The following is a 22,131-nucleotide window of genomic DNA, read 5'->3' as shown; positions in this document are numbered from 1 at the left end:
TTTTTGGTCGGGCCGGGGCTGTTGTTTTTGTTCTTAGTTTTTGAATTCCTTTTGGAATTTTGGATTATTTGCAAAAGAGGAGCTAATTTAAATGAGTATTCCTGCACTTGGAAACAGATCGGTAGATAAAGCAGCGAAGGCAGGCAGTCCTGCCTATGACATGTCGGAATGGTATGATTCCAGGTTTTACAAGCTGGGTCTTCTACCCATACTGGGAATAGCAATTTTCTGGGTCTGGTTTCAGCGGACCTACGCCTACTCCCATGGGATGGACTCCATGGAACCGGAGTTCGATCAAATCTGGATGGGCCTATGGCGTTTCCAAATGACACTCTGGCCGATCTTGGCGCTGACGGTCTGGGGTTGGGTATGGAAAACACGCGATACCCAGGAACAACTGGCGAACCTGCCGGTGAAAATGGAAATTAAGCGGTATTTTTATTTCATGATGTGGTTAGGGGTGTACATGTTTGCTGTCTATTGGGGTTCGAGTTTCTTCACTGAACAGGATGCTTCCTGGCATCAGGTGATCATTCGCGACACCAGTTTCACGCCCAGCCACATTCCGCTATTTTACGGCTCGTTCCCGATGTACATCATCATAGGCGTATCAACTTTCCTATATGCAAGGACGCGATTGCCACTGTACAACAAGGGAACCTCGTTTCCTTTGGTGATGTCTATTGCCGGTCCGCTGATGAGCCTCCCGAACGTTGGTTTGAATGAATGGGGCCATGCCTTCTGGTTCATGGAGGAACTCTTTAGCGCACCGCTACATTGGGGCTTCGTGATACTGGCATGGGCCGCTTTGTTCTCTGGGGGCGTTGTCATCCAGGTCATTGCACGCTTTTCCAACCTCCTGGATGTGCAATGGAACGAACAAAGCCGAGCGATTCTGGATGATGTTGTTTAAATCCAGGTTGTAACGAGTATTGCATCTACCCATCCTCTTTTAATAAGGGGATGGGTTTTTTGTTTACAAAGGGGCAGCCAAATAATGTCCAGGCAAAGACGGAAGAATCTTCAAGCAATAGAGTGGGGATAGGCTTTGTCTGTTGGGTGACAATGCAAGACTTTGTGTGTATTCACAGCCTGATACCTCCTTATATAAAATAGCAGCGCGCACAGCGCCTGATTCTGTGTGGATGCAGCAATATTTCGTTTAACTGCGAGATAAATCAGAAACGATTCAACTTCCCTTTCTCCCATCGTATCGGGGTGCTGCTTGTTGTAAAAGAAAATGAAACGTTTTATCCAGGCAATATCAGATTGCTCCGTGCGATAGCTGTAATGCTTGAGCCTGAGTTTATCCCGCATCTGGTCCAAAAGCCGGGACTTGTTCGTCATATTTGTGGATCTAACAAAGTTTGTTATGATGAAAGCTCATTCGGCGTAATTCTATAAAACAGAAGGAGATAGCATGCAGCTTGCCGTGTTAGATGTCATTTTTGACGTGATGTATTGCGTCATTTCGGAGTTCTAATTCTAGTTATAACCACAGGAAACACCGATGACATATGCACTGATTGACAATGCCTCACTTACAGCTGTGCAAAGGGTCATGGGTCAGATTGTCGTTAAAAACCCCGATACTATAAACGGTGATCTTGTAGCGTTAGAAAACTTCGTTCAAGCGATCCTTTTTTATGACGAGCTTGTTTGCATTGATAATTACAAAGAAGAGCAGAAGGAAGAAAGAAAAAAAGAATTCGATTTTATAAAGTTCATATCACCAGAAGACTATCAGTTAGACAATTTTTCAGAAAAAGCAAAATCAGAAGCAAAATTAATCCGGCCCGAAATTCGCGCAGGTGAATTTGTGGACCTAGATTTCCGGGAATTACTTGGATTACTTAAGCTAAATATGATTTGTACTTGGGATTTGCGTTCGAGCGTTTATTATTTAACCTTGAAAATGCTTGGTCAACCAAATACACTGGAGTATGAAAAATACAGCGAACTGAGTTCAGCTATCTACAATGAACTTTCGGATGCTGGCGATACATTCGGTGTTTGGTCAACAGATATTAAACTTATTGGTTCAGATGGAACAGAACTCACGAAAGAGAGAATGGCTGAAGAAGCAAAATCAGCTAGGCGAGGTCATGGTGGTACAACTCGTGCCCTGGATATGTTTATCGCATCACTAAATTGGCTTGCTTATAAGTCGATTTATTACAGCTTAGCAGCCAATTATTTAAAAGCTGATACTTTTCTTCATCCTATTAGACATGCTTATCAAATTCATTGGTTTAAAAAGACGGGCGCATTTGGTCACGATTTTACGGCAAAATTAGTAGGTTCTTTATCGAATAAGCTATTAACTTCGGTAGGTGAAATTATTGACGCTGGAAGATCTACAGCTGTTTCACTAGATATTCCAATATTTTCTGCTTGGTTATCAGTTCAGTCCGGTGATGCTCGAAACATAATATCTTCGGCTCTTGAAATAAAAAACGAGCAATGCTTGCAGGATGTAAGAGGGCTTCTAAGGGAAATACGAATTGGGTTTGATGAGGGTGGAATTACACAGGCTAATAAATCAATCCAAAAATGGGAGAAGCAGCTCAAGAAAGCAGAACATGAATTAAGATCAAAATATGGCCTTAAAACTGATCAAGGGATTCAGGGAAGCTTTTTAATGAAAGTATATAATTCAGTTGCAGCATTAAAAGGCCTTCCGCAATTTCCAGAATTCGATTTCAAAATCCCTTTGCCTGATTTCATTGCCAATAATCAATCTGGTAATTTCTCAACACTTTTCAAAGATATCGCATCAGAGCTCACCTCAACAGAGAGATTGGGTGGAGTGAGAGACCTAATGGCTGCTAATTTTGTAATAGATGATGAGCACTATGTGCCACCAAAAACAGAAGCGCCAGAGTATAGAAAGTACGCTTCAGATTGGAAATTACCAATGTAGGTTATAACAATTGGGTCAACTAGGACGCTCCTGTCGTTGCGCCTGTTACCCAAAACGTTATGTGTTTGAGGAGTCTGAGTGACAGAATTAATTTACAAAGTCATTGACTATTTTTTTAATGACCCTTTAAAGATTCTGTATCTTATTGGAGGCACGGGTGGAATTTATTTCTGGTATGAAAAATGGACTTCCAGAGTAAGACTACATACGGTGCTGGTTAAGCAAACATATGATCCAGATAATAATTTTGGTGCTGAACTTAAGTTTAAATGTACCAATGTAGGATCTAAGATAACTTCTCTTGATGGGGTTGTTACTGTGGTATCTCTAACAAGAGATGGATTGCCGTTAAAGGTAAGCATGCAGATTATGGGCAATGATCTTGCTTTGAAACCCCATGAGGCAAGAGAGTTTTTAGCAAAAGGTCCGGTGGGGGCAACGTACTACTTTTCCAAATACCGAAAGTACCAATTTAAACTCAACTACGGTTCAAGTTGTAATTTGTATACACTTGATGGACCAATAGAAAGCGAAAAAAGCTTTTTTAAGTGGGTTCTAGATAAACAAAAGTTCAAAATTAAATTACGACTATCCAGGTTGATTCAACGGGCAACAAACACATAACAAGTCGTTCAAGCCGACCGCGCTACGCGCGGCGGCTTAACTCCAGCGTTAGGTATACCGAGCAAGATCATGGCATTCAGGAAGCATAAGGGTGTGGGATGGAACATCGATGAGCAACGGACATATCTTTATTAGCTATCGCCGGGATGACTCGGCAGGCTACGCGCGCGCTATCTACGACCAGCTCGTTCAGCATTTTTCCAGGGAGCGAATTTTTATGGATGTGGATGCGATCGAGCCGGGTTTCCCGTTTGATGAAGCCATCGAGCGCGCTGTGGGCCAATGTGAGATTCTTCTGGCGATGATCGGCAGGCGCTGGATGGAACAGCAAGCGGGCGCAGGTCTACGCATCAACGACCCGAAAGACTTCGTGCGTCTTGAGATCGCTGCTGCACTATCGCGAAACATTCGCGTGATCCCCGTGCTACTTGATGGAGCGAGCATGCCAGCCGAAGAGGCATTGCCGGAACCTCTTCGCGCGCTTGCGCGGCGGAACGCTCTTGAGGTGAGCAACAGCCGCTTCAAATCGGACATGGAGAGACTGCTGGAGGCTGTTAGCAAGGCACTTGGTGAATCGAATACATCAAGTGGTAAGCAGGATCTTCGCACTCGTAAATCTATGCTCTACTGGCTAGCAGGTGGACTCGCTGTGGTTGTCCTTTTTTCTTCACTTCTGTTCGACTATTCACCAACCACAAACCGTAGTCTCTCTCAATCGTCGCCGACGCTAATAGCTGAGACAGGAGAACCGCCTGCACCTACTGCCGACGGACCGTCCAAGCCGATACCTGGTTCGAGTTCCTCTTCCTCCGAACTCGGGCCAAAACTTCCGGCAGCTAGAGAGCAGCCCTTAACTCAACAGCCCATTTCCAGGGAGGCGAGAAAGCCGGTTGAATTGGCTGATCTGGTTGCGGGCATTTATTATGGCGATGTCATCTCCGATTCGAAAGGCAGCTCGAGATCCGATGTGACCGTGACGATTGCCAAGGTGAACAAACGAAAAGTCAGGATCACCTCAGATTATGAGAGATTGGGCACTGTTGAAATAGATCTTACGAGGGTAGGTAATACGATCCAAAGTGTAGGTGGCAGTACAACGCTGCTGTTGCTAGAGCTGGAAAAGAACCCGCCACGTTTAGACTACAACCCGAATGGTGAAGTGGCGTATAGCGGGCAAAGGCAGTAGATTGTTATGATTAAGACCATAACCTGGACTAGGATCATGAATTCTTATTCTGGTGAACAATAACCCCAGTTGCCGTTATTTTTCTTGATTCGCGACACTTGATCCCTTTCGTGCGCTAACCACCTCTGAAGCAGTCAGGACACTACAGAGGAAGCCTTAATCTGCTATTCTCAAGAAGATTCTGTGATTAGTGAACGGTAAGCTTCGGGCTGAAAGATCGTTGGCAAGAGCAGCATTGGGAGGCCAACAGAATTTTTTATAACTTATTATGGTTTTAGAAGTTATTCTGTGTTATTTAGGAAATGGACGACTCTCATGCTCTGTGGAGTATGCCTGCATTCGATTACTCCAGCTTCCGCTGTGGAATTTTCACTTAATGGTGATGTGCGTGCTAGTTTTTTCTCGCGCGAGCGCGATGACCGCAATAGTAAAGAAGAATCAACCCACGAACTTCGATTTCGCCCTCGCGTCGGGATTGGTGCGAAATTTAATGAGCAATGGCGGATGCAGGTACGTTTCGCAGGACGTTATTCCACCCGTGACAGCAATTTGCACTTCAAGATTTTTGACAACATCCCTACACAGGATGGGTTACGTCAGGGTGATTCCACTTTCGACGAGATTTATGTTGAATACCGCCCCGCCGATGTCTGGGAAATTCTCGTAGGCCGCTTCCAGAGTAAAGCCCTACTGAAAGGGGTAGCCGAAAAATCACTGGATCGTGAAGACAGCGCATTCACCAATATCACCTGGACTGATGGCGTGCAAATCAAATACAAGGCTGAGAATGGCTGGAACACGACGGCGATTGCCCAGTACAATTATGCTCAAGGTGCAACACAGCCGCGCAGTGCGCCTCTTGATTTCAGCGAAGATGGCAGCCGGGTGTCTTATTTTGCAAGCGTTGAAAATACCCAGAAAGCCGGCCCAATTGTTCAGCGTACGGTGGATATTAACTGGTTGCCGAGTGCTCTGCACAGCGAAGGGGTAGGCTCTGGTATCGTCACCGATTACTGGGCCGTGGTCGGACGTTTGGCAGCGCAGTGGCCAATAAGAGGCAGCCTAAATTTCATGCTTGGGGGGGAATTAGGGTACGCGCCGAATGTGCCAAAACGCAGCACAATAAGAACGGGCGCGTCGGGTAATGCCGATGGACTCGCGGCCCAAGTCACTTTCAATTTTATCGATATCGTTCCACAGCATAGTCTTGGATTTGCGCTCGCTCGTATCGGGGATGGCTGGCTGCTGACGCCATCCTTTAATGATAATGCCTATGTGGCCGAGGTACGCTATAAATGGGTTATCGATAAAAACCAAACCATCGAAGTCCGCATGCGCTATAGCGAGGATATCCGACAGCATACGAGCTCATTACAAAAACGTCAGGATCTCGATTCTTTTTTGCGTTACACATATAGATTCTAGATAGTGTTGTCACAAGATATTAACCCAAAGAGCGATACATCGGGTTTGAATGGCAGCACAGAAAGGGTCAGATACCAGAATCATGAATTCTTATTCGGGTGAACAATAACCTCAGTGACCGTTCTTATTTTTCTTGATTCGCGACCCCTCTTCCCGGAATAATGACCCATCCAGAACTCAATTTCTTTAAGGTCAGAATTGCAGTAAAGCGACCGGAAATGAAATGAATAGCGTTGCAGCGGCCAGCGTAGGGATGTCATTTGTTTGAGTTACTTCCACGATTTCCCCTGTCAGTACATTCACCCCCCGCATTCCTGCAGCAAGATTAGGCACTTCAACCGTTGTGGTGCCCCACACGGTGTTGCCCAAAGGCAGTTGACCTGACGCTGCGGGTATCAGCCGTGAAAACCAGCGTGGTGCGACAATTACCAGAGTAATCTCGTCTGCCTGGCGGGCGAAGGCGCACAGATGATCTTTCCGTGATCCTGCCGTCATGAGCGGCAGGTAGGCGCCGTCCTGGAAAACATTGGGCCATCGCTTGCGGCTATGCAGCAAGCGCCACGTCAAATACAGCTTGGCGCGTCCATCCGTCATGTCATCGAGCAGTTGCCGGACTTGCTTGGCCAGCGCATCTTGAGGAACGGCTACAGATGCTTCCAGTTCCTTCAGCAACTGCTGGCGCTGAGCGTAGTTCACCGGGCGGCGGTTGTCCGGGTCCACCAGGCTGAAATCCCATAGCTCGTTGCCCTGGTAGATGTCCGGCACGCCGGGCACGGTCAATTTGAGCAAGGTCTGTGAGAGCGAGCTGAACATTCCCCAGTAGGCCACACGCTGCTGGAAAGGAAGGAAGTCGGCCAGGAAAGTGTTTTTGTCAGATAGATTCAGTATCTTCCTGATAAAGCTTGATAGACCCTCTTCATAGGACATGCGCGGATTGATCCAACTGGTGTGCTGTTTGGCTTCGCGCACTGCTTTGAGCAGATACGCCTCAATGCGTGCCAGCAAGGCTTCATGCTCTTCTGCAATCAGCTCCGTGAACGGCCAGATGCCAATCAAGGTTTGGTAAATCAGGTATTCGTCATTGGCGCTGGGGATTTCCTCGCGATCAAGCAGCAATTTCTTGCTTCGGTTGAGCCGTCGCCAACGCAACGCCTGCTGATGCCAATGACTGGGCATTTCAGACAATACATTGATGCGCGCACGCACGTCTTCGCTGCGTTTGCTGTCATGCGTGGAGGTATTGAGCATGGAATAAGGCCAGCGTTCCAGCCGCTTGGCATTCTCGGCATGGAAGGCTTTTACCGAAATGCCGAAGAGGCGAGGGTCGCCGCCTACCTCGTCCAGGGAAATCAGGCGATGGTACAGATAGAACGCGGTATCTTCGTAGCCTTTGGCCATCACCGGGCCGGAAAGCTGCTGGAACTTCATGGCAAATGCAGTAATCGCGGCGGCATAGGGCGGGTCTCTATCGGCCGCGGCGTCCAGCAGGAGCACAGAGCCAAGAAAATCGAAAATGCTGATATCCAGCACCTGGGTGAATTTCTTGGACTGAGCCACAGCCCATTCTACATAGCGGCGATCAAGTACAGAAACCTGGCTGTCGCGCACGTAAGTACGGTAGACAGGCAGCCGAGCGATTACTTCGGCAAGGGCATGACGCAGGTTACTGGTGGTAAAGTCACGCGTATGCGGCCGCAATTCGCAAATTCGGCTTAATTGTCCCGCCATGACGTTCAGTTCGCTGGCCATGCTATATTTCATGATCTGGTGCTTGCTGCGGTAAACGAGTTCTTCAAAATCGGGCCGGGCGTGAGTAAACGAGCGATAGGTGCGCTCCAGCGTTGTTCTCGCGTGGAGATCAACGAACAGACTATTGACCAGATTGCAAAAGTCATAGCCGGTAGTGCCATGGATGGCCCAATCCTCGCGTAATGGTTCATGGCTGGCGAGGATTTTTTCTGCCACGATATAAATGGCTTTTTCTCCTTCCATTGAAGGGGAGCGCATCGCCACGCGCTCCTGCAGCCGCTGAAAATACTGCGTGGGATCATATAACCCATCCGGATGGTCAATGCGCAAGCCATCCACTTTACCCTCGGCAACCCATTTCAGTACCAGCTGATGGGTAGCTTCAAAGACATGATTGTCTTCCACGCGCAGGGCAGCGAGATCATTGATGTCAAAAAAGCGGCGGTAATTGATTTCATCGGAAGCCACGCGCCAGTTAGCCACGCGCCAGGGCTGAGCTTCAAGCAGCTCATGCAGCAAAGCAAAAGAACCGGGATCGCCAGGACTACCGTTGTAGTCGTTGACCGTATCCAGCACGGTCTGTCTGATGGACGGGGAAATACCAGCCAATGCCGCGAGGCGCCGTTTGAGCAACTCCTGGTCGCGGTGCCGCTCCAGGACCTTATCGGGCGTGGTCGCCTCCTGTGGCGGCAGATGATCAAACGCCGTAATCAGACTGGCGAGTCCCTGCAAATCCGGGTCATCCGGCCGCAGTTGCGCTTCCAGCAGGGATAGGCGATGCCGCAACAGGCGGGGATATTCGCGTGGGGCGATGGGCAGGCGGTGCTGGTAATACCATACACTGAAGCTCCCGCACGCCTCGTCAAAGTTGAGTTTTAATTCGCCATCTTCCAAGGTGTCGCCATAGGATCGTCCCAGGATGGGTAACAGCACCTTGCCACGCAACCCTTCTTTGAGAGGCTGCCAGTCGATATCAAAAAAAGGCGCATAAACCGAGGCGGGACCACTTTCCAGCACATCTAGCCACCATTGATTGTCTGCGCTCATCACGCCCATGTGGTTGGGTACCAGATCCAGGATTTGCCCCATACCATGCGCATGCAATGTGGTACAAAAAGCTTCGAATTCTTCCTGGGTGCCAATCTCCGGATTGAGCGCGTTGTGGTCGACGATATCGTAGCCATGGCTGCTGCCGGGACGCGCCTTGAGGTAACTCGAGCAATAGGCATGGCTGATGCCCAGTGCTGCCAGATAAGGTACCAGCTGCGTTGCTTGCGCAAAGGTGAAGTTACGGTTGAGCTGCAAGCGGTAAGTGGCAAGGGGAATGCGTAAGCGCCGTTTCAGCACGGGCGCAGTACGGGTGCGAGGACGCTCTTGCCGCATGGCTGCAGCCAGCGCGAGTACCCGGCGGTCAGCCGCACAGGCTTCGAGATTGATAGGGAGCTTACGTCGCCAATTGGGATGCTGCGTGGTGGTGGAGGGAATATTGACTTGATCCAGTACATCCAGTATATCCTCGATTTGCACCATCAGGACCCGAGCTGGGCTGCGGGCCAGATAGCTATAGACCGCCTGGATCAATTCCGGTGTGGCGACTGGCAGTGACACTGGATCAACCGTCAGCCCTTCCGGCAACAATCCGGTCTGCTCCAGCATCAGCAAGAGATAAGCGCGTTCCTGGGAGCGCATGACCACCTGAGTCCGGCGAGCCTCATCGGAGCTGAATAGTCGGAGCGCCGTACGCTGGATGATATCGTGTCCTTGCCAGTAGCCTGGCAGCGTCGGTAAATCATGCGTGGTCACTGCCGCAAGCGCTTGGGCGGAATAGTTCTCTGGCGCAGTGAAGCTGCCCGTTGCTTCTTTTTCCATTATCAGCAAACGATACGAGAGGATGCCTAAGGGCGGTAAGGCAGCCTGTACTTCCTCCGGCACGGTTCCCAGATCTTCGCCGATAACCAGGCACTGGTTACGCTGGCTTTCCAGCGCCAGAATCCCGAGCAGATCCTCGAAAGGGTAACGCACATAAGCGCCTTCAGTAGGTGATACGCCAGCAGGCACCCAGTATTGACGCATCAATCCCATGACATGATCGAGACGCAATGCGCCTGCGTGTCGCATATTATGCCGCAGCGTGGCAATGAAAGGCGCATAGGCTGCCTCACGCAGGCGATCCGGTACGAATGGCGGCAACCCCCAGTCCTGGCCGAGCTGGTTGCCGAGCTCTGGTGGCGCGCCTACTCCCACACCAATGGCATAAAGCGCCTGATTGGCCCAAGCTTCTGCACCGCCGCCATCGACCGAGACCGACAGATCGAGATAGAGACCTGCACCGAGTCCCAATTCCAGTGAGCGCCATCCCACGGCAGCAAGCTGTAAGTCAGCCTGCCATTGCAGGTAAGCAAAAAATTCGACGCGATCTCGATGTTGGGCCTCAAATTCATGTACTTCTGCTGCTTCAGGATGGCGGTAGGCCTTTGGCCAGACCGGCCAACCCCATGCATTGGGATCCTGATTATGGAAATACTCTTGTAGTGCCTCGAATAGAGTATGGCGGTACAGCCGTTCACCCTCACGCGTCTGAAAGGCGCGAAATACAGCGGCACGCTCGCTATCCGCTGCCAGGTGCCGCTCACAGAAATGGCGGTACAGCATTTCCAGCATGGGCAGCTTGAGCGCGGCGACACCCGCGTAATCGACCATCTCGGTCGCCCGTAATCCTTCCAGCCGGATCTGAAACTCGGGCGTGCGTAATATGGCGCGCGCCGCATCGCATTCGTAAAAATCGTCGATGGCCTCCACATCGAGATAAAGGATATTGAAAAATAAGCGGCTGGAAGGACTGTACGGACTCGCGTGTTCCGGATTATGCGGAAACAAGGCGTGCATCGGGTTGACGCCGATGATATCCGCGCCCTGTGCTGCCCATTGCTCCAGCAATAGCCGCAGATCGGTAAAGTCGCCCATTCCCCAATTACGCTCGGACCGCACTGCGTACAGTTGCACGGCTGGCCCCCAGATGCGGCCGGAATGAGTGATGGCTTCAGGCTGATAACAGGTAGCGGGGACAACGATGAAGGTCTGCTCTGCACAGGGCTTACCGGCACGCGATAGTGTCAGGCGATGATAGCCCGGCGCAAGGCGTCCGGGCATCGCGAGCTGCCAGGCAGTATGCACTATACCATTGATTTTCCTGGCTCCAATTTGCGGCAGGGTTTGCGGTTGAAACTGGCCACTCAGGTTGCCACCGTCTTCCAGATCCAGACGCCATTCCCACTCTTCATCAGCGGAAGTGTCCTGTGTGACCAGCCGTACCCAAGCTGCCTGCTCTCGAACCACTGACACCGCTTCCAGCGCTCGCCGCCAGGGATGCAACTCGCGCTCCTTAATGGCGGCAGCGATTTTTTCCGGTGTGGACACATCGAACCCCATGGCAGCCAGCAGCATGCGCTGGGTGGTAGGGGAGGTGAGGTGCTGCTGCTGCCAGTTATCGGTGTAGGCTGGCAAGATACCCGCCAGTTCGCTTAGATGGGTCAGTAACTCAAATTCGTTTTCAAGCTTACTCATGGTCCTCCCTTAGATACCAGGCTACGGTGAATGCAGGCAAGACACCCGATGAAAGCCGGTAATCAAGATCGACCTCGCTCCCATAGAACAATTTACCCTGCGGCGTGGCAGGCAGGTTGGCCGCTGTTTCTCCTAAATTGGCGTACACTGCCAGCTGCCTAGCGTCACTAAGCTGCCAACCGGCATGTAGCGCATGCGCTGCCAGCACTTCAAAACCACTGCCACGTATGTCGCGCACATGAGGAACGATCATCTGCTGCCGCAAAGCCAGCAGTTCCTGATATAACATGAGCCATGCACGGTGTGGCGGATGGTTCTGTGCCTGCCAGTCCAGCTTGGCCAGCTCAAAGGTGCGGACTGCACAGGGATCGGGAATGGCTTCCCGTGCAGTCGAATCGCGAAAACGCGCGAAGCAGGCAAATTCCTTGCGCCGTCCCGCGGTTACGGCCTCAGCCAGTTCGCCGTTAAATCCACAAAAAAAAGGAAACGGCTCGCATGCACCCCATTCCTCACCCATAAACAGCAAGGGCACCGAGGGCGACAGCAGCAACAAAATGGTGGCAGCACGCAACGCTTGCGGTGCAGCTAATACCGTCAGGCGTTCACCCCACGCACGATTGCCGATCTGATCATGATTTTGCAGAAAAGCGACAAAGGCCGTGGGTGGCAGCTGAGCGCTCGGCTCACCGCGAGATTCGCCCCGACGGTAAGCAGAAATCTCACCCTGATAAGCAAATCCTTCGGTCAGGCAGCGTCCTAAATGGTGGATAGTTTGGTTCGCGTAATCGGCATAATAGCCATCACGCTCATGGGTCAACAGCACATGGTAGGCATGATGGGCATCGTCATTCCATTGGGCATCGTAATGGATGGTTTGTCCGTTCTGTCTACGCATGAGGTAATGGGCGGCATTGTGGTCATTTTCCAGGATGAGGTGAATGTGGCGCTCCGCACCGAGTGTTGCGCGCACCGCCTGCGCCAGCGTTTCCAGAATATCAGGCCGGCTGTCATCGAGGATGGCGTGCACCGCATCCAGCCGCAGGCCGTCGAAGTGATATTCTGCCAGCCAGTAAAGTGCGTTATGAATGTAGAAATCGCGTACGATCCGCGAATTTTCACCATCGAAGTTGATCGCTGCGCCCCAGAGAGTGTGGTGCCGTTCCGTGAAAAATTGCGGGGCATACAGATGAAGATAATTGCCCTCCGGCCCGAAGTGATTGTAGACGACATCGAGTAACACCATCAATCCACGCTGATGCGCGCTTTGTATTAGGCGTTTGAGATCTTCTGGCGTACCGTAGACGCTGTCCGGCGCAAACAGCAAGGCGCCGTCGTAGCCCCAGTTGCGCTGTCCAGGAAAATCGGCCACGGGCATCAGTTCGATGGCGGTCACGCCGAGTCCAGCCAGATAGTCCAGTTTTTGCTCGATAGCCGCGAAAGTGCCCTGTGGGGTGAAGCTGCCAACGTGAATTTCATAAATCACCGCCTCTTCCCAGGGCCGGCCACGCCAGGCACCATCCTGCCAGTCGAACGCAGCGGGGTCGATCACCTCGCTGGCTCCGTGCACGTCGTCAGGGTTATAGCGTGAAGCAGGGTCGGGTACGCACAATCCACTGTCGATTTGATAGCGATAGCGGCTGCCCGCCCGCGCCTGCTCGCTTACCCACTGATACCACCCTTGTCCTGCCGCCTGCATGGGCATCGGCGCTTCATTGTCGACCAGCAGCATGACCTGATGGGCTGCTGGCGCCCAGAGACGAAAACGTACCTTGCCCTCTTGGGTAAACTCAGCGCCGAAGGGCATGCAATGTTGTCGTTTCATACCCATTTCATTACAAATAATGACCGATATAGCCACTGTATTTCCCTTTTGGCACGACCACGATGCCTGAGTCTGTGACGGTGTAACGCGCGGCGTCAGCTTGTCGATCGTAACCGATTCGACTGCCGGCTCCGATCAGGTTGTAGCGGTCTATGATGGCGCGCTTAAGTCGTGCGCCCCGACGGATAACGGTGTAATCCATCACGATGCATTCATCGATCTCAACATCCTCTTCGATTAACACCTCTCGACGAATAACAGAGTTGTGGACGCTGGCACCCTTGATGAAACTACCGTCACCGATGATACTGTTCTCGATCTCAGCACGGATGAATTTCGCCGAGGGACCCAGGTATTCGCTGGAGGCGAATCGCCACTGGGGATTAAACAGATTGAATTTCGGCTCGATCCCCAGCAAATCCTGATGGGCGAGGAAATAGGCATCAATCGTGCCGACATCTCGCCAATAGTGCGACTCCTCATAATCACGCACGCCAGGCACACGATTGTCGGAGAAATTGTAGGCAAATACCCGGTGACGCTGACACAAACGCGGTAACAGGTGGTGGCCGAAATCTTTTTCACCGCGATGTTTACCTTCCTCCAAGGCGGCGAGCAAGGTGTTGGTACTGAACAGATAATTACCCATCGAAGCATAGGCTCGGGCCGGATCTTCCGGCATGGAGAGCGGATGTTGAGGCTTTTCATGGAACTGGCGTATTTGCCCGTCGCGAGTGCTCTCGATCACGCCAAAAGCGCTGGCCTGCGCAAGCAGTACTGGCAACGCTGCCACGGTCACGTCGGCATTATTCTCCAGGTGAAACCGGGCCATCTGCTGCACGTCCATGCGGTAAATATGATCGGCGCCGAACACCGCTACCAGATCCGGGGCGTGCTGGCGAATCAGATTGAGGTTCTGATATACCGCATCTGCCGTGCCCTGAAACCACTCGGGGCCCTCGCGCATTTGCGGTGGCACCACAGTGACGAATTGCTCGGGAAAAATGGGTGTCAACCCCCAGGAACGGCGAATATGCTCGATCAGCGACTGCGATTTGTACTGCACCAGCAAATAGATCGCAAAGATATGAGAGTTCACCAGGTTGGACAGCACGAAATCAACGATACGGTAGCGGCCTCCAAAAGGCACCGAAGGTTTGGAACGTTCGCAGGTAAGCGGGTAAAGGCGTTTACCTTCGCCACCTGCCATCACCATTGCCAGTATTTTCGGATTAGGCATGGGTATCACCTCCAGAAGAGAGCATGGCTTGCCCGATTAAGTTGAGCAGGATCAGCATTGCAGATTCCAGCCAGGTAGACTGTTCAGCCAGGGATTTATCCAGTTCATCCAGTATTCTCTCCAGCAGGAACAGCTCAAGCAGTTTTTGTTCCTGTGCCGGTTCGGCTGGATAAGCGCAGTATCCCGCTATCGCTGCCCGGTAGCCAGATAGAAAAGCATCGGTAGCCGTCTGTTCCCACTGATGCGCATAGATTTCCAGCAAGTCACGGTGATCAATACGTTCAGCAAGATGCCGGCTGAGTGCTTGCCGCGCTGCGGCAGACAGTGAGTAACACATTCCCGCAAGGTCTTTGAGGGGAGATTGCTTGGTACGCCGTGCTTCTAACGATTGTTCAGGGTCGCCTTCGAAATCAGTGATCGTGAAATCGTTATGAGTGAGTAATATCTGGTCAAGGTGATAATGACCATGGATGCGGATTTTATATAAAGGAGGTTCATCTGGCAGTGCATAGGCAATGCGATCCAGGATACGTGGCCGCTGACTGAGCAAGCGTTCACAAATCCCGCGTGACGGTTCAGAGAGGTGTAATAATGCCTGTTCCAGTTTGTCGAAAACAGTGGCAAGATTTATCCGTAACTGCGCCGCCTGAGCGGTAATTTCGCTGACCGGCTGGATCTCAGGGTCAAAGGCAGCATTGCCTGTGGTCTTGGCCAATGCCTGATGCAATTCTGCCGTGCGCCGTCCGAGCGTTTCCATCTGTACCAGGTAGACTGCATGCACTTCAGCCTCACGGGCGTGCTCGGGTTCATCCACGCACAATTTGAAGTGGCGGCCTAAGTAGTCTTGCGTGTAGTTCCAGAAGGTGCCCTGGTTCGGTACAAACCGGTGCAGTACTGCAATCGCAGTGACGGTATCATGGGCATGATACTCCAGACTGCCAGCCAAAGGAGGTACACTCGGGCACGGTGATATTTCAGTCAGAAACCGCCCCATTTCCAGTTCTGGATTGATGCCTTCTTGCACGCGCCGGTAGACCTTGAGAATAGCCTGGTCGCCATAAACAATGGAAGTATTGCTCTGTTCCACTCCCGGCCGGATGATCTCCACTGTTTCCGGTAGCGCCGGGAATGCTGAGGTTCTGGAAAATACCATTTCACCCGAGGCAAAGGGGAGACGCATCTCTGTCACGATGGCATCCAGCAGGAAGCGGCAAAAGGCATCTTCACCCAAGGCATCATAGAGTATGCCTTCGCGCGCACGTTGCCTGACCTTGGCCAGCATCCACGGCGACAAGGCATGATAGTGCTGATCGGCAGCTTCCCCGAGCATCAGGCCCAGCGGTAGAAAGTAGTTCTGTGTTGCACCCGAATCGAACAGGAGTTTGACCAACAATGGCAACCATCCTTTGCCTTCAGTGGTTTTCCAGGTTTGATTCAAGTCTAATTCCAACTTTGTGATGGGTTGTCCTGCTCCTGCGAACCAGCGCTGAGTAACAAGAAAGGGTGGCAATATTTCGGTTTCCAGCTGTGCGCGGGGCTTGCGGGCAAGGACATCCGTTACCACACCTGCAGGCTTGGCCATCAACGCACTCAGCAATCCTTCAGGTAGGATCAGTACCGGCAATAATTCACGGGGGAGTTTGTCCAGATGCCAGACAGGGGCTTCCACATCGGTGGCCAGATGGAACCAGTAAAAACTGTAACTGGGTAGGCTCAGTAAATAAGGCAGCTCACCAATGGCAGGGAAGGTGGTGCGCCCCATTAATTCGACAGGAACGCGGCCTTTGTACGCAGCGAGATTCAGCTCAACTGGCTGAGCGCTGTTGGCGAGATTGGCCACACATAAAATGCTCTCGTCCTGGTATTCGCGCAGATAGGCCAGTATCTTGCGATTGCCCGGATGCAAAAATTTGATGGAGCCACAGCCGAAGGCTTTCTGTGCTTTGCGCGTGGTAATCAGGCGCCGCATCCAGTTAAGTAATGAACTCGCGTTGCGGTTTTGCGCTTCCACATTGACAGCTTCATAGCCATAGAGCGGATCCATGATGGGCGGCAGATATAGCCGCTGCGGATCGGCCCGGGAAAATCCTGCATTGCGATCGGGACTCCATTGCATCGGCGTGCGCACGCCATTGCGGTCGCCGAGATAGATGTTGTCACCCATGCCGATTTCATCACCATAATAAATAATGGGGGCACCCGGCATGGACAGCAGCAGGCTGTACATTAGCTCAATCTTGGCCCGGCTGCCTTCCATCAGCGGCGCCAGCCGGCGCCGGATGCCTAAGTTGAGCCGCGCGCGCGGATCGGATGCATAAGTGAGGTACATGTAATCGCGCTCGCGATCGGTGACCATCTCCAGGGTCAATTCATCGTGATTACGCAGAAACACGGCCCATTGGCAATTCTCTGGAATCTCCGGGGTTTGTGCCAGTATTTCGATGATGGGATGGCGATCTTCCTGGGCCACTGCCATAAAAATGCGCGGCATCAACGGAAAATGAAAAGCCATGTGACATTCATCGCCATCGCCGAAATATTCGCGCACATCCTCCGGCCATTGATTAGCCTCAGCGAGGAAGATGCGGTTGGTATAATGCTGATCCAGTTCGGCACGCAAATGCTTGATGATGGCGTGGGTTTCGGGAAGATTTTCATTGCTGGTGCCATCGCGCTCGCACAGGTAGGGAATGGCATCCAGCCGCATGCCATCTACTCCCATGTCGAACCAGAAGCGCATGGCCCGCAGCACGGCCTCGACGACATGCGGATTAGCAAAATTGAGATCCGGTTGATGTGAAAAGAAGCGGTGCCAGTAATACGCTTTTGCGACTTCATCCCACGCCCAGTTGGATTTCTCTGTATCAGTGAAAATGATGCGTGTTTCCTCGTATTTCTTGACGGTCTGGCTCCAGACGTAATAGTTGCGTTTGGCGGAAGCTGGGGGAGCCACGCGCGCCGCCTGAAACCAGGGATGCTGATCCGAGGTATGGTTGATGACCAGTTCGGTAATGACTTTGAGGTCGCGTTGGTGGGCTTCGTGCAGAAAGGTGCGAAAGTCGGCCAGTGTGCCGTAATTGGAATGAATGCCGCGGTAGTCCGAGATGTCGTAACCATCATCGCGCAAGGGTGAGGGGTAAAACGGCAGCAACCAGAGCGTATTGATCCCCAGCTCTTTCAAGTAGTCCAGCTTGGAGGTCAATCCGGCAAAATCACCGATGCCATCGCCATTGCTGTCACAGTAAGCGCGCACATGTAATTGATAAATGATGGCATCTTTATACCAGAGAATATCCTCTGTGATACTCATAGATCCTTCCTATTACCAGTCAATCGACGCATTAGAGCGGTAGCGCTCTAATAGAGATTATTTTTGCAGTTGATTTGCCGAAGCATCCATCTTTTGCCCAGCTTGTTGCCATCTGGCGCTAGCCTGGGCAGTTAACCCGAATATTTCATAAATTGGCACGTGCCCTCACTTGCCTTTTGATTAATAAGAAAGATTTTGCTCAGTCGGGTGTATGAGTCACTACACCCCTCTTTCTCAAAACTTCCCTATTAATCAAAATCCTGCGTGATCATCACGCGAATTTATGAAATATTCGGGTTAATGAAACTTCATCGCACACCTTTCAGCGCGGGCTTAATTGGAAACTTTTTATCAAGTTTTGCCTGCGTCAAGCGTTGAAAGTGCTGAAAGCTGAAAGTCGTGATTGTCTAATTTCCCGGAGATTTTCCTCTCCTGCTAGCCAACCCAGATAACGACCTATTCAGAATTAGATAGCTATGAGGAAAATAAAACCTTGGAAATAATGGTTAATGCAAGCATTTCCTGTTATTACCGTACCGAGTAATGATGGCATGGTCAAGTCATTTATAGAGAATGTAGGGAGCAACCAAACTATTTTCAGGGGATCACAAGGGGATCGGGGCCGACTCTCCGCATACTCGGATTAACCTGAAAATAGTTCATAGGCATATTCCGGCAAGGCATCACAAAATTTTTACTTTCCGAGAGTTACACTGTTTCCAACAAAACATCCCGGCACGCAAGATAAGGGAAATCTTGCATATTATTTTTATTTGAGATAAGCAGTTGATTTGCCTGCATTAATTAATCTATGGCCTTGTGGGCAAATTTTATGCGTAGGAAAGCTACCTTTTAGAGGGGGGGAGCAAAATGCAGAGCAGTAGAACCACCAAATATCAGCAATATAGCGATGGTATGTCGCATTACAGAATAGTCATGACGAGACAAGCGTTTCTCATCTTCACCTTGCTAAATTCTCAATTATTTTCTGATTCTTCATAGACTGGCATTAATTCCGTTAGCTTGTGCGCATTAACTGTTGATTGCAATTTTAGAATTAACCCGAATATTTCATAAATTCGCGTGATGATCACACAGGATTTTGATTAATAGGGAAGTTTTGAGAAAGAGGGGTGCAGTGACTCATACACCCGACTGAGCAAAATCTTTCTTATTAATCAAAAGGCAAGTGAGGGCACGTGCCAATTTATGAAATATTCGGGTAATCAAATCCATGAATAACCAATATTTCTTGGATTTCTCGATTTTAAAGGAGAGTGTAAGGTAATGATGCGAAGAAAATATACAAATAACTTGCTTGCGATCTCATCCATTATTGGATGTTTCATGGGAGGTAACATCACACTCGCTGCGGAAGCGAAAAATACCGAGGCAGTGAAAGCTGAGAAATCATCAATTATTGTCAGAAACAATACTGCGCCCAATGGGGCGCCATTCAGTGCGGAAGAAACCGTGGGACGTACCCGGTTTGATTTTGATAGATTAACCGATCTTATGGAGAACCATAAAACGCCGCTTGCTGCCATGGCGCCAGATTGGCTTAATTTGGCCATTGAGCACCGAACACGCTACGACGTGTATGATCATGGCTTTACCAGAGCCATTCCGGGTTTTAATGATCAGATCCATCAACGGACAAGATTCTTGTTCGAAGTTCAGAATATTATTGATCCTTTCCGGTTCACGCTTGAACTGACCGATTTCCGTGCGCCACTGGCGAATTTTGGACAAGATCACTCACCGGCTTTTGCCAACCATTTTGATTTCTCCCAGCTTCACCTCGATCTATTGTCCAAGGATTTTCTGGGAACGGGATATGGCGCAAAATTTGAAGTCGGGCGCATGATTCTGGAATATGGGGAATCACGCTTGGTCGGGGGGCATCGATGGGGGCCTTTTACACCTACTTTTGATGGAATACGATTTTCGTTAGGCAACGATAAAGAGAAATGGGGTTTTCATGTATTTGGCACCCGCCCTGTCAATCGGGAAGTGACGCATTTGGATTGGAATACGCCCGAAACTTATTTTTCAGGCGCACATATTACCAACCGTGATTTGCGCTGGGCTAATGTAGACGTATATTGGTTTCAACTAAATGAAAGTAATAATGTCAGGCAACGTAATTTATCTACTCCCGGTTTCAGGTTATTTGCCAAGCCTGTCAAAGGCAATTTCGATTATGAAATTGAGTCCATGTATCAGTTTGGGGACACCCAAGACATCGATATTTTCGCGCATCGCCATCACGGAGAAATAGGATATAGCTTCGAAACGGCAATGCCTTTCAGGTTGATCTACCTGTTTGATTATGCATCAGGAGATCCTGACCCAAGGAAAAATTTTGATATTCTGTATGCAAAACGCCGCGTAGAGTATGGCCCTACCGGAATGTTTGGACCATTTTTTCCTTCCAATCTTTTCTCACCCGCAGGCTTTCGTGCGGTGCTTTTACCCGTTCCTAATGTTAGACTCATGATGTCACACCGTGCGTATTGGTTAGCGGATAAACATGGCGCATATGTAGGCAGCGGCCTGCAAGACCGAACCGGTCGGTCAGGTAGCTTCTTGGGGAATATGCTGGATATCAGCGTAGGATGGGATCCCCAGTGGAGCTTTTTAAAACGCGTGAGCTTTGATATAGGGTATAGCCATATATTCAAAGGTGATTACTTTGACAAAGTACCGAACGGTCCTGAAAAAGCTGATACCAATTATGGGTATACCATGGCTACCCTGAAATTCTAGGAATAAGGCATGATTGGCGAATCGCCCATGTATGGTGGGGAGATTTGCCATCAGTTCGGTAAATTTAGCCTCTCGTAGGCATGATAATACAGATGAAGTTTGGGCATTGTCAGAGCCGTATTTCCTGGGTGAGAAGGGGTATGGCATAGCTGCGTGCTCTGCCAAAACTTCAACATCCTTTTATCCAGTTCGGGATAACTCGAACTGGATAGTTAACCTGCTAATCGATGCGGTTGAAAGAGACTATTTGGAATGTGTTAGAGATACGCTAGCATTCTCCGGGTTATTTATTTGTTGATGATTTTTTCTTTGATAGGAAGTAGATGCACCAGGCGATTGCACTCAGAATCGACAGACCAATAAATAGCCATGCCTCATAACGCTTGATATCGTCAATAATAAGCTCGAGCGTATGGCCCAACAGATATCCCATGATTCCAATGGTCATTGACCAAATAAGCGCACCAATAAAGTTCAGGATCAGAAAGCGAAATGGACGTATCTCGCATGCTCCTAACAAAAACGGCGTGATCGTCCGGAAACCATACATAAATCTGAATCCTAGTATCAACAGCGTCTGGTGTTTATTTAGAATTGCAAACACTTTTTCTGATTTACATTTCAAATGGGGTCTTTTCTCGAGAATACTTTTACCTTTTACACGACCAATGTAGAAGTAAAGTTGATCACCAAGTAATGTGCCTAGAAACGCGCTAACCAGAACCCATGGTAACTCAAGATAGCCTCGATGCGCTGCAAAACCTCCCAAAATGAGAATAGTTTCGCCTTCCAGAAAGGCGCCTATAGCTATTGCGCTATATCCATATGTTGTTATTAATTCTTCTAAAGACACTTTTGTTATAACCAATCAATGCTTCAAGTCAAACGGTGCCCGCTGAAATCGGAGTATGGACTCCTTTTGGGAGCGATGAGTATATAGTTTTACTTGAATAGCATACTTGAGTTGATCATGTCCTGGTAGATTAAGCGCTTGCCGCCAATTTCATCAGGCATCAGTTCTCAGATCCGGATTCAAATTGACTTTATTAACCCGAATATTTCATAAATTGGCACGTGTCCTCACTTGTCTTTTGATTAATAAGAAAGATTTTGCTCAGTCGGGTGTATGAGTCACTACACCCCTCCTTCTCAAAACTTCCCTATTAATCAAAACCCTGCGTGATCATCACGCGAATTTATGAAATATTCGGGTTAATCGCAGGTACTACGCGTAGTAGATTTCCCATAACCGATAATGAACAGTGAACGCGCGGAGTAAGGTGTCACCGGCGGTCTCGTTGGCAGCTCCGTTAGAACACTGGATCAGAACCTCAAACACCAGCCTGCGGCGATGTGATATGTTACGCCAAGACTGATGCTGATTGTGAACAAAATAGAGGATCTGTGATGAGTAAATATACTATCCGGCGTTATAGCAAATGCATAATCGGTGCGATGATAGAATGAGTATGATCGTGATAAAAAAACAAGATTAGGAATCCTGGATAGCGTGGATGCT

At 49.9% G+C, this 22,131-nt stretch carries 12 protein-coding genes; 6 read left to right on the top strand and 6 right to left on the bottom strand.

Annotated elements, in window-relative coordinates; translation table 11 throughout:
- Window positions 1-91: 91 nt before the first annotated feature.
- Window positions 92-913: a methane monooxygenase/ammonia monooxygenase subunit C gene (locus BLP80_RS00205; protein WP_090538949.1), complete on the top strand. Its 822-nt coding sequence runs from the start codon at window positions 92-94 to the stop codon at window positions 911-913.
- Between the two features lie 110 nt (window positions 914-1,023).
- On the opposite strand, the gene BLP80_RS00200 is transcribed toward BLP80_RS00205, so the two are convergent.
- On the bottom strand, window positions 1,024-1,347 hold the full coding sequence (locus BLP80_RS00200; protein WP_090538947.1) for a phage integrase N-terminal SAM-like domain-containing protein: 324 nt from the start codon (window positions 1,345-1,347) through the stop codon (window positions 1,024-1,026).
- 163 nt (window positions 1,348-1,510) lie between these two features.
- Here BLP80_RS00200 and BLP80_RS00195 point away from each other — a divergent pair, with 163 nt between their 5' ends.
- The 4 genes from BLP80_RS00195 (at window position 1,511) to BLP80_RS00180 (ending at window position 6,158) form a co-directional block, all read left to right on the top strand.
- Window positions 1,511-2,923, top strand: a complete 1,413-nt coding sequence (locus BLP80_RS00195; RefSeq protein WP_090538945.1) for a hypothetical protein — start codon at window positions 1,511-1,513, stop codon at window positions 2,921-2,923.
- Between the two features lie 78 nt (window positions 2,924-3,001).
- Window positions 3,002-3,547 (top strand): hypothetical protein, encoded by a 546-nt coding sequence (locus BLP80_RS00190; protein WP_090538943.1) that lies wholly within the window; start codon window positions 3,002-3,004, stop codon window positions 3,545-3,547.
- A gap of 91 nt (window positions 3,548-3,638) precedes the next feature.
- Entirely contained in the window at window positions 3,639-4,733 is a 1,095-nt protein-coding gene (locus BLP80_RS00185) for a toll/interleukin-1 receptor domain-containing protein (protein WP_143002195.1), read from the top strand.
- A gap of 315 nt (window positions 4,734-5,048) precedes the next feature.
- Window positions 5,049-6,158, top strand: coding sequence for a hypothetical protein (locus BLP80_RS00180; RefSeq protein WP_090538939.1), 1,110 nt, complete (start codon window positions 5,049-5,051; stop codon window positions 6,156-6,158).
- Window positions 6,159-6,350: 192 nt separating this feature from the next.
- On the opposite strand, the gene BLP80_RS00175 is transcribed toward BLP80_RS00180, so the two are convergent.
- Genes BLP80_RS00175 through treS form a run of 4 tightly spaced genes read right to left on the bottom strand, consistent with a single transcriptional unit; the run spans window position 6,351 to window position 17,843 of the window.
- Window positions 6,351-11,471 (bottom strand): malto-oligosyltrehalose synthase, encoded by a 5,121-nt coding sequence (locus BLP80_RS00175; protein ID WP_090538937.1) that lies wholly within the window; start codon window positions 11,469-11,471, stop codon window positions 6,351-6,353.
- On the bottom strand, window positions 11,464-13,329 hold the full coding sequence (gene treZ / locus BLP80_RS00170) for a malto-oligosyltrehalose trehalohydrolase (RefSeq protein WP_256324888.1): 1,866 nt from the start codon (window positions 13,327-13,329) through the stop codon (window positions 11,464-11,466). The genes BLP80_RS00175 and treZ overlap by 8 nt, the downstream gene beginning before the upstream one ends.
- On the bottom strand, window positions 13,304-14,533 hold the full coding sequence (locus BLP80_RS00165; protein ID WP_090538933.1) for a glucose-1-phosphate adenylyltransferase: 1,230 nt from the start codon (window positions 14,531-14,533) through the stop codon (window positions 13,304-13,306). The genes treZ and BLP80_RS00165 overlap by 26 nt, the downstream gene beginning before the upstream one ends.
- Window positions 14,526-17,843, bottom strand: coding sequence for a maltose alpha-D-glucosyltransferase (treS, locus tag BLP80_RS00160; RefSeq protein ID WP_090538930.1), 3,318 nt, complete (start codon window positions 17,841-17,843; stop codon window positions 14,526-14,528). Before treS ends, BLP80_RS00165 begins: the two co-directional genes overlap by 8 nt.
- A gap of 1,287 nt (window positions 17,844-19,130) precedes the next feature.
- Here treS and BLP80_RS00155 point away from each other — a divergent pair.
- The gene (locus BLP80_RS00155) at window positions 19,131-20,612 is read left to right on the top strand and encodes an alginate export family protein (RefSeq protein WP_090538928.1); all 1,482 of its coding nucleotides are present in this window, start codon (window positions 19,131-19,133) and stop codon (window positions 20,610-20,612) included.
- 283 nt (window positions 20,613-20,895) lie between these two features.
- Here BLP80_RS00155 and BLP80_RS00150 read toward each other — a convergent pair whose 3' ends face one another.
- Window positions 20,896-21,465: a DedA family protein gene (locus BLP80_RS00150; protein ID WP_090538926.1), complete on the bottom strand. Its 570-nt coding sequence runs from the start codon at window positions 21,463-21,465 to the stop codon at window positions 20,896-20,898.
- Between the last annotated feature and the right edge of the window lie 666 nt (window positions 21,466-22,131).

Origin of the sequence: Nitrosomonas sp. Nm132, from assembly GCF_900100485.1 — a bacterium.
Taxonomy (GTDB): Bacteria; Pseudomonadota; Gammaproteobacteria; order Burkholderiales; family Nitrosomonadaceae; genus Nitrosomonas.
This window is presented reverse-complemented; position numbering and strand designations above follow the sequence as displayed.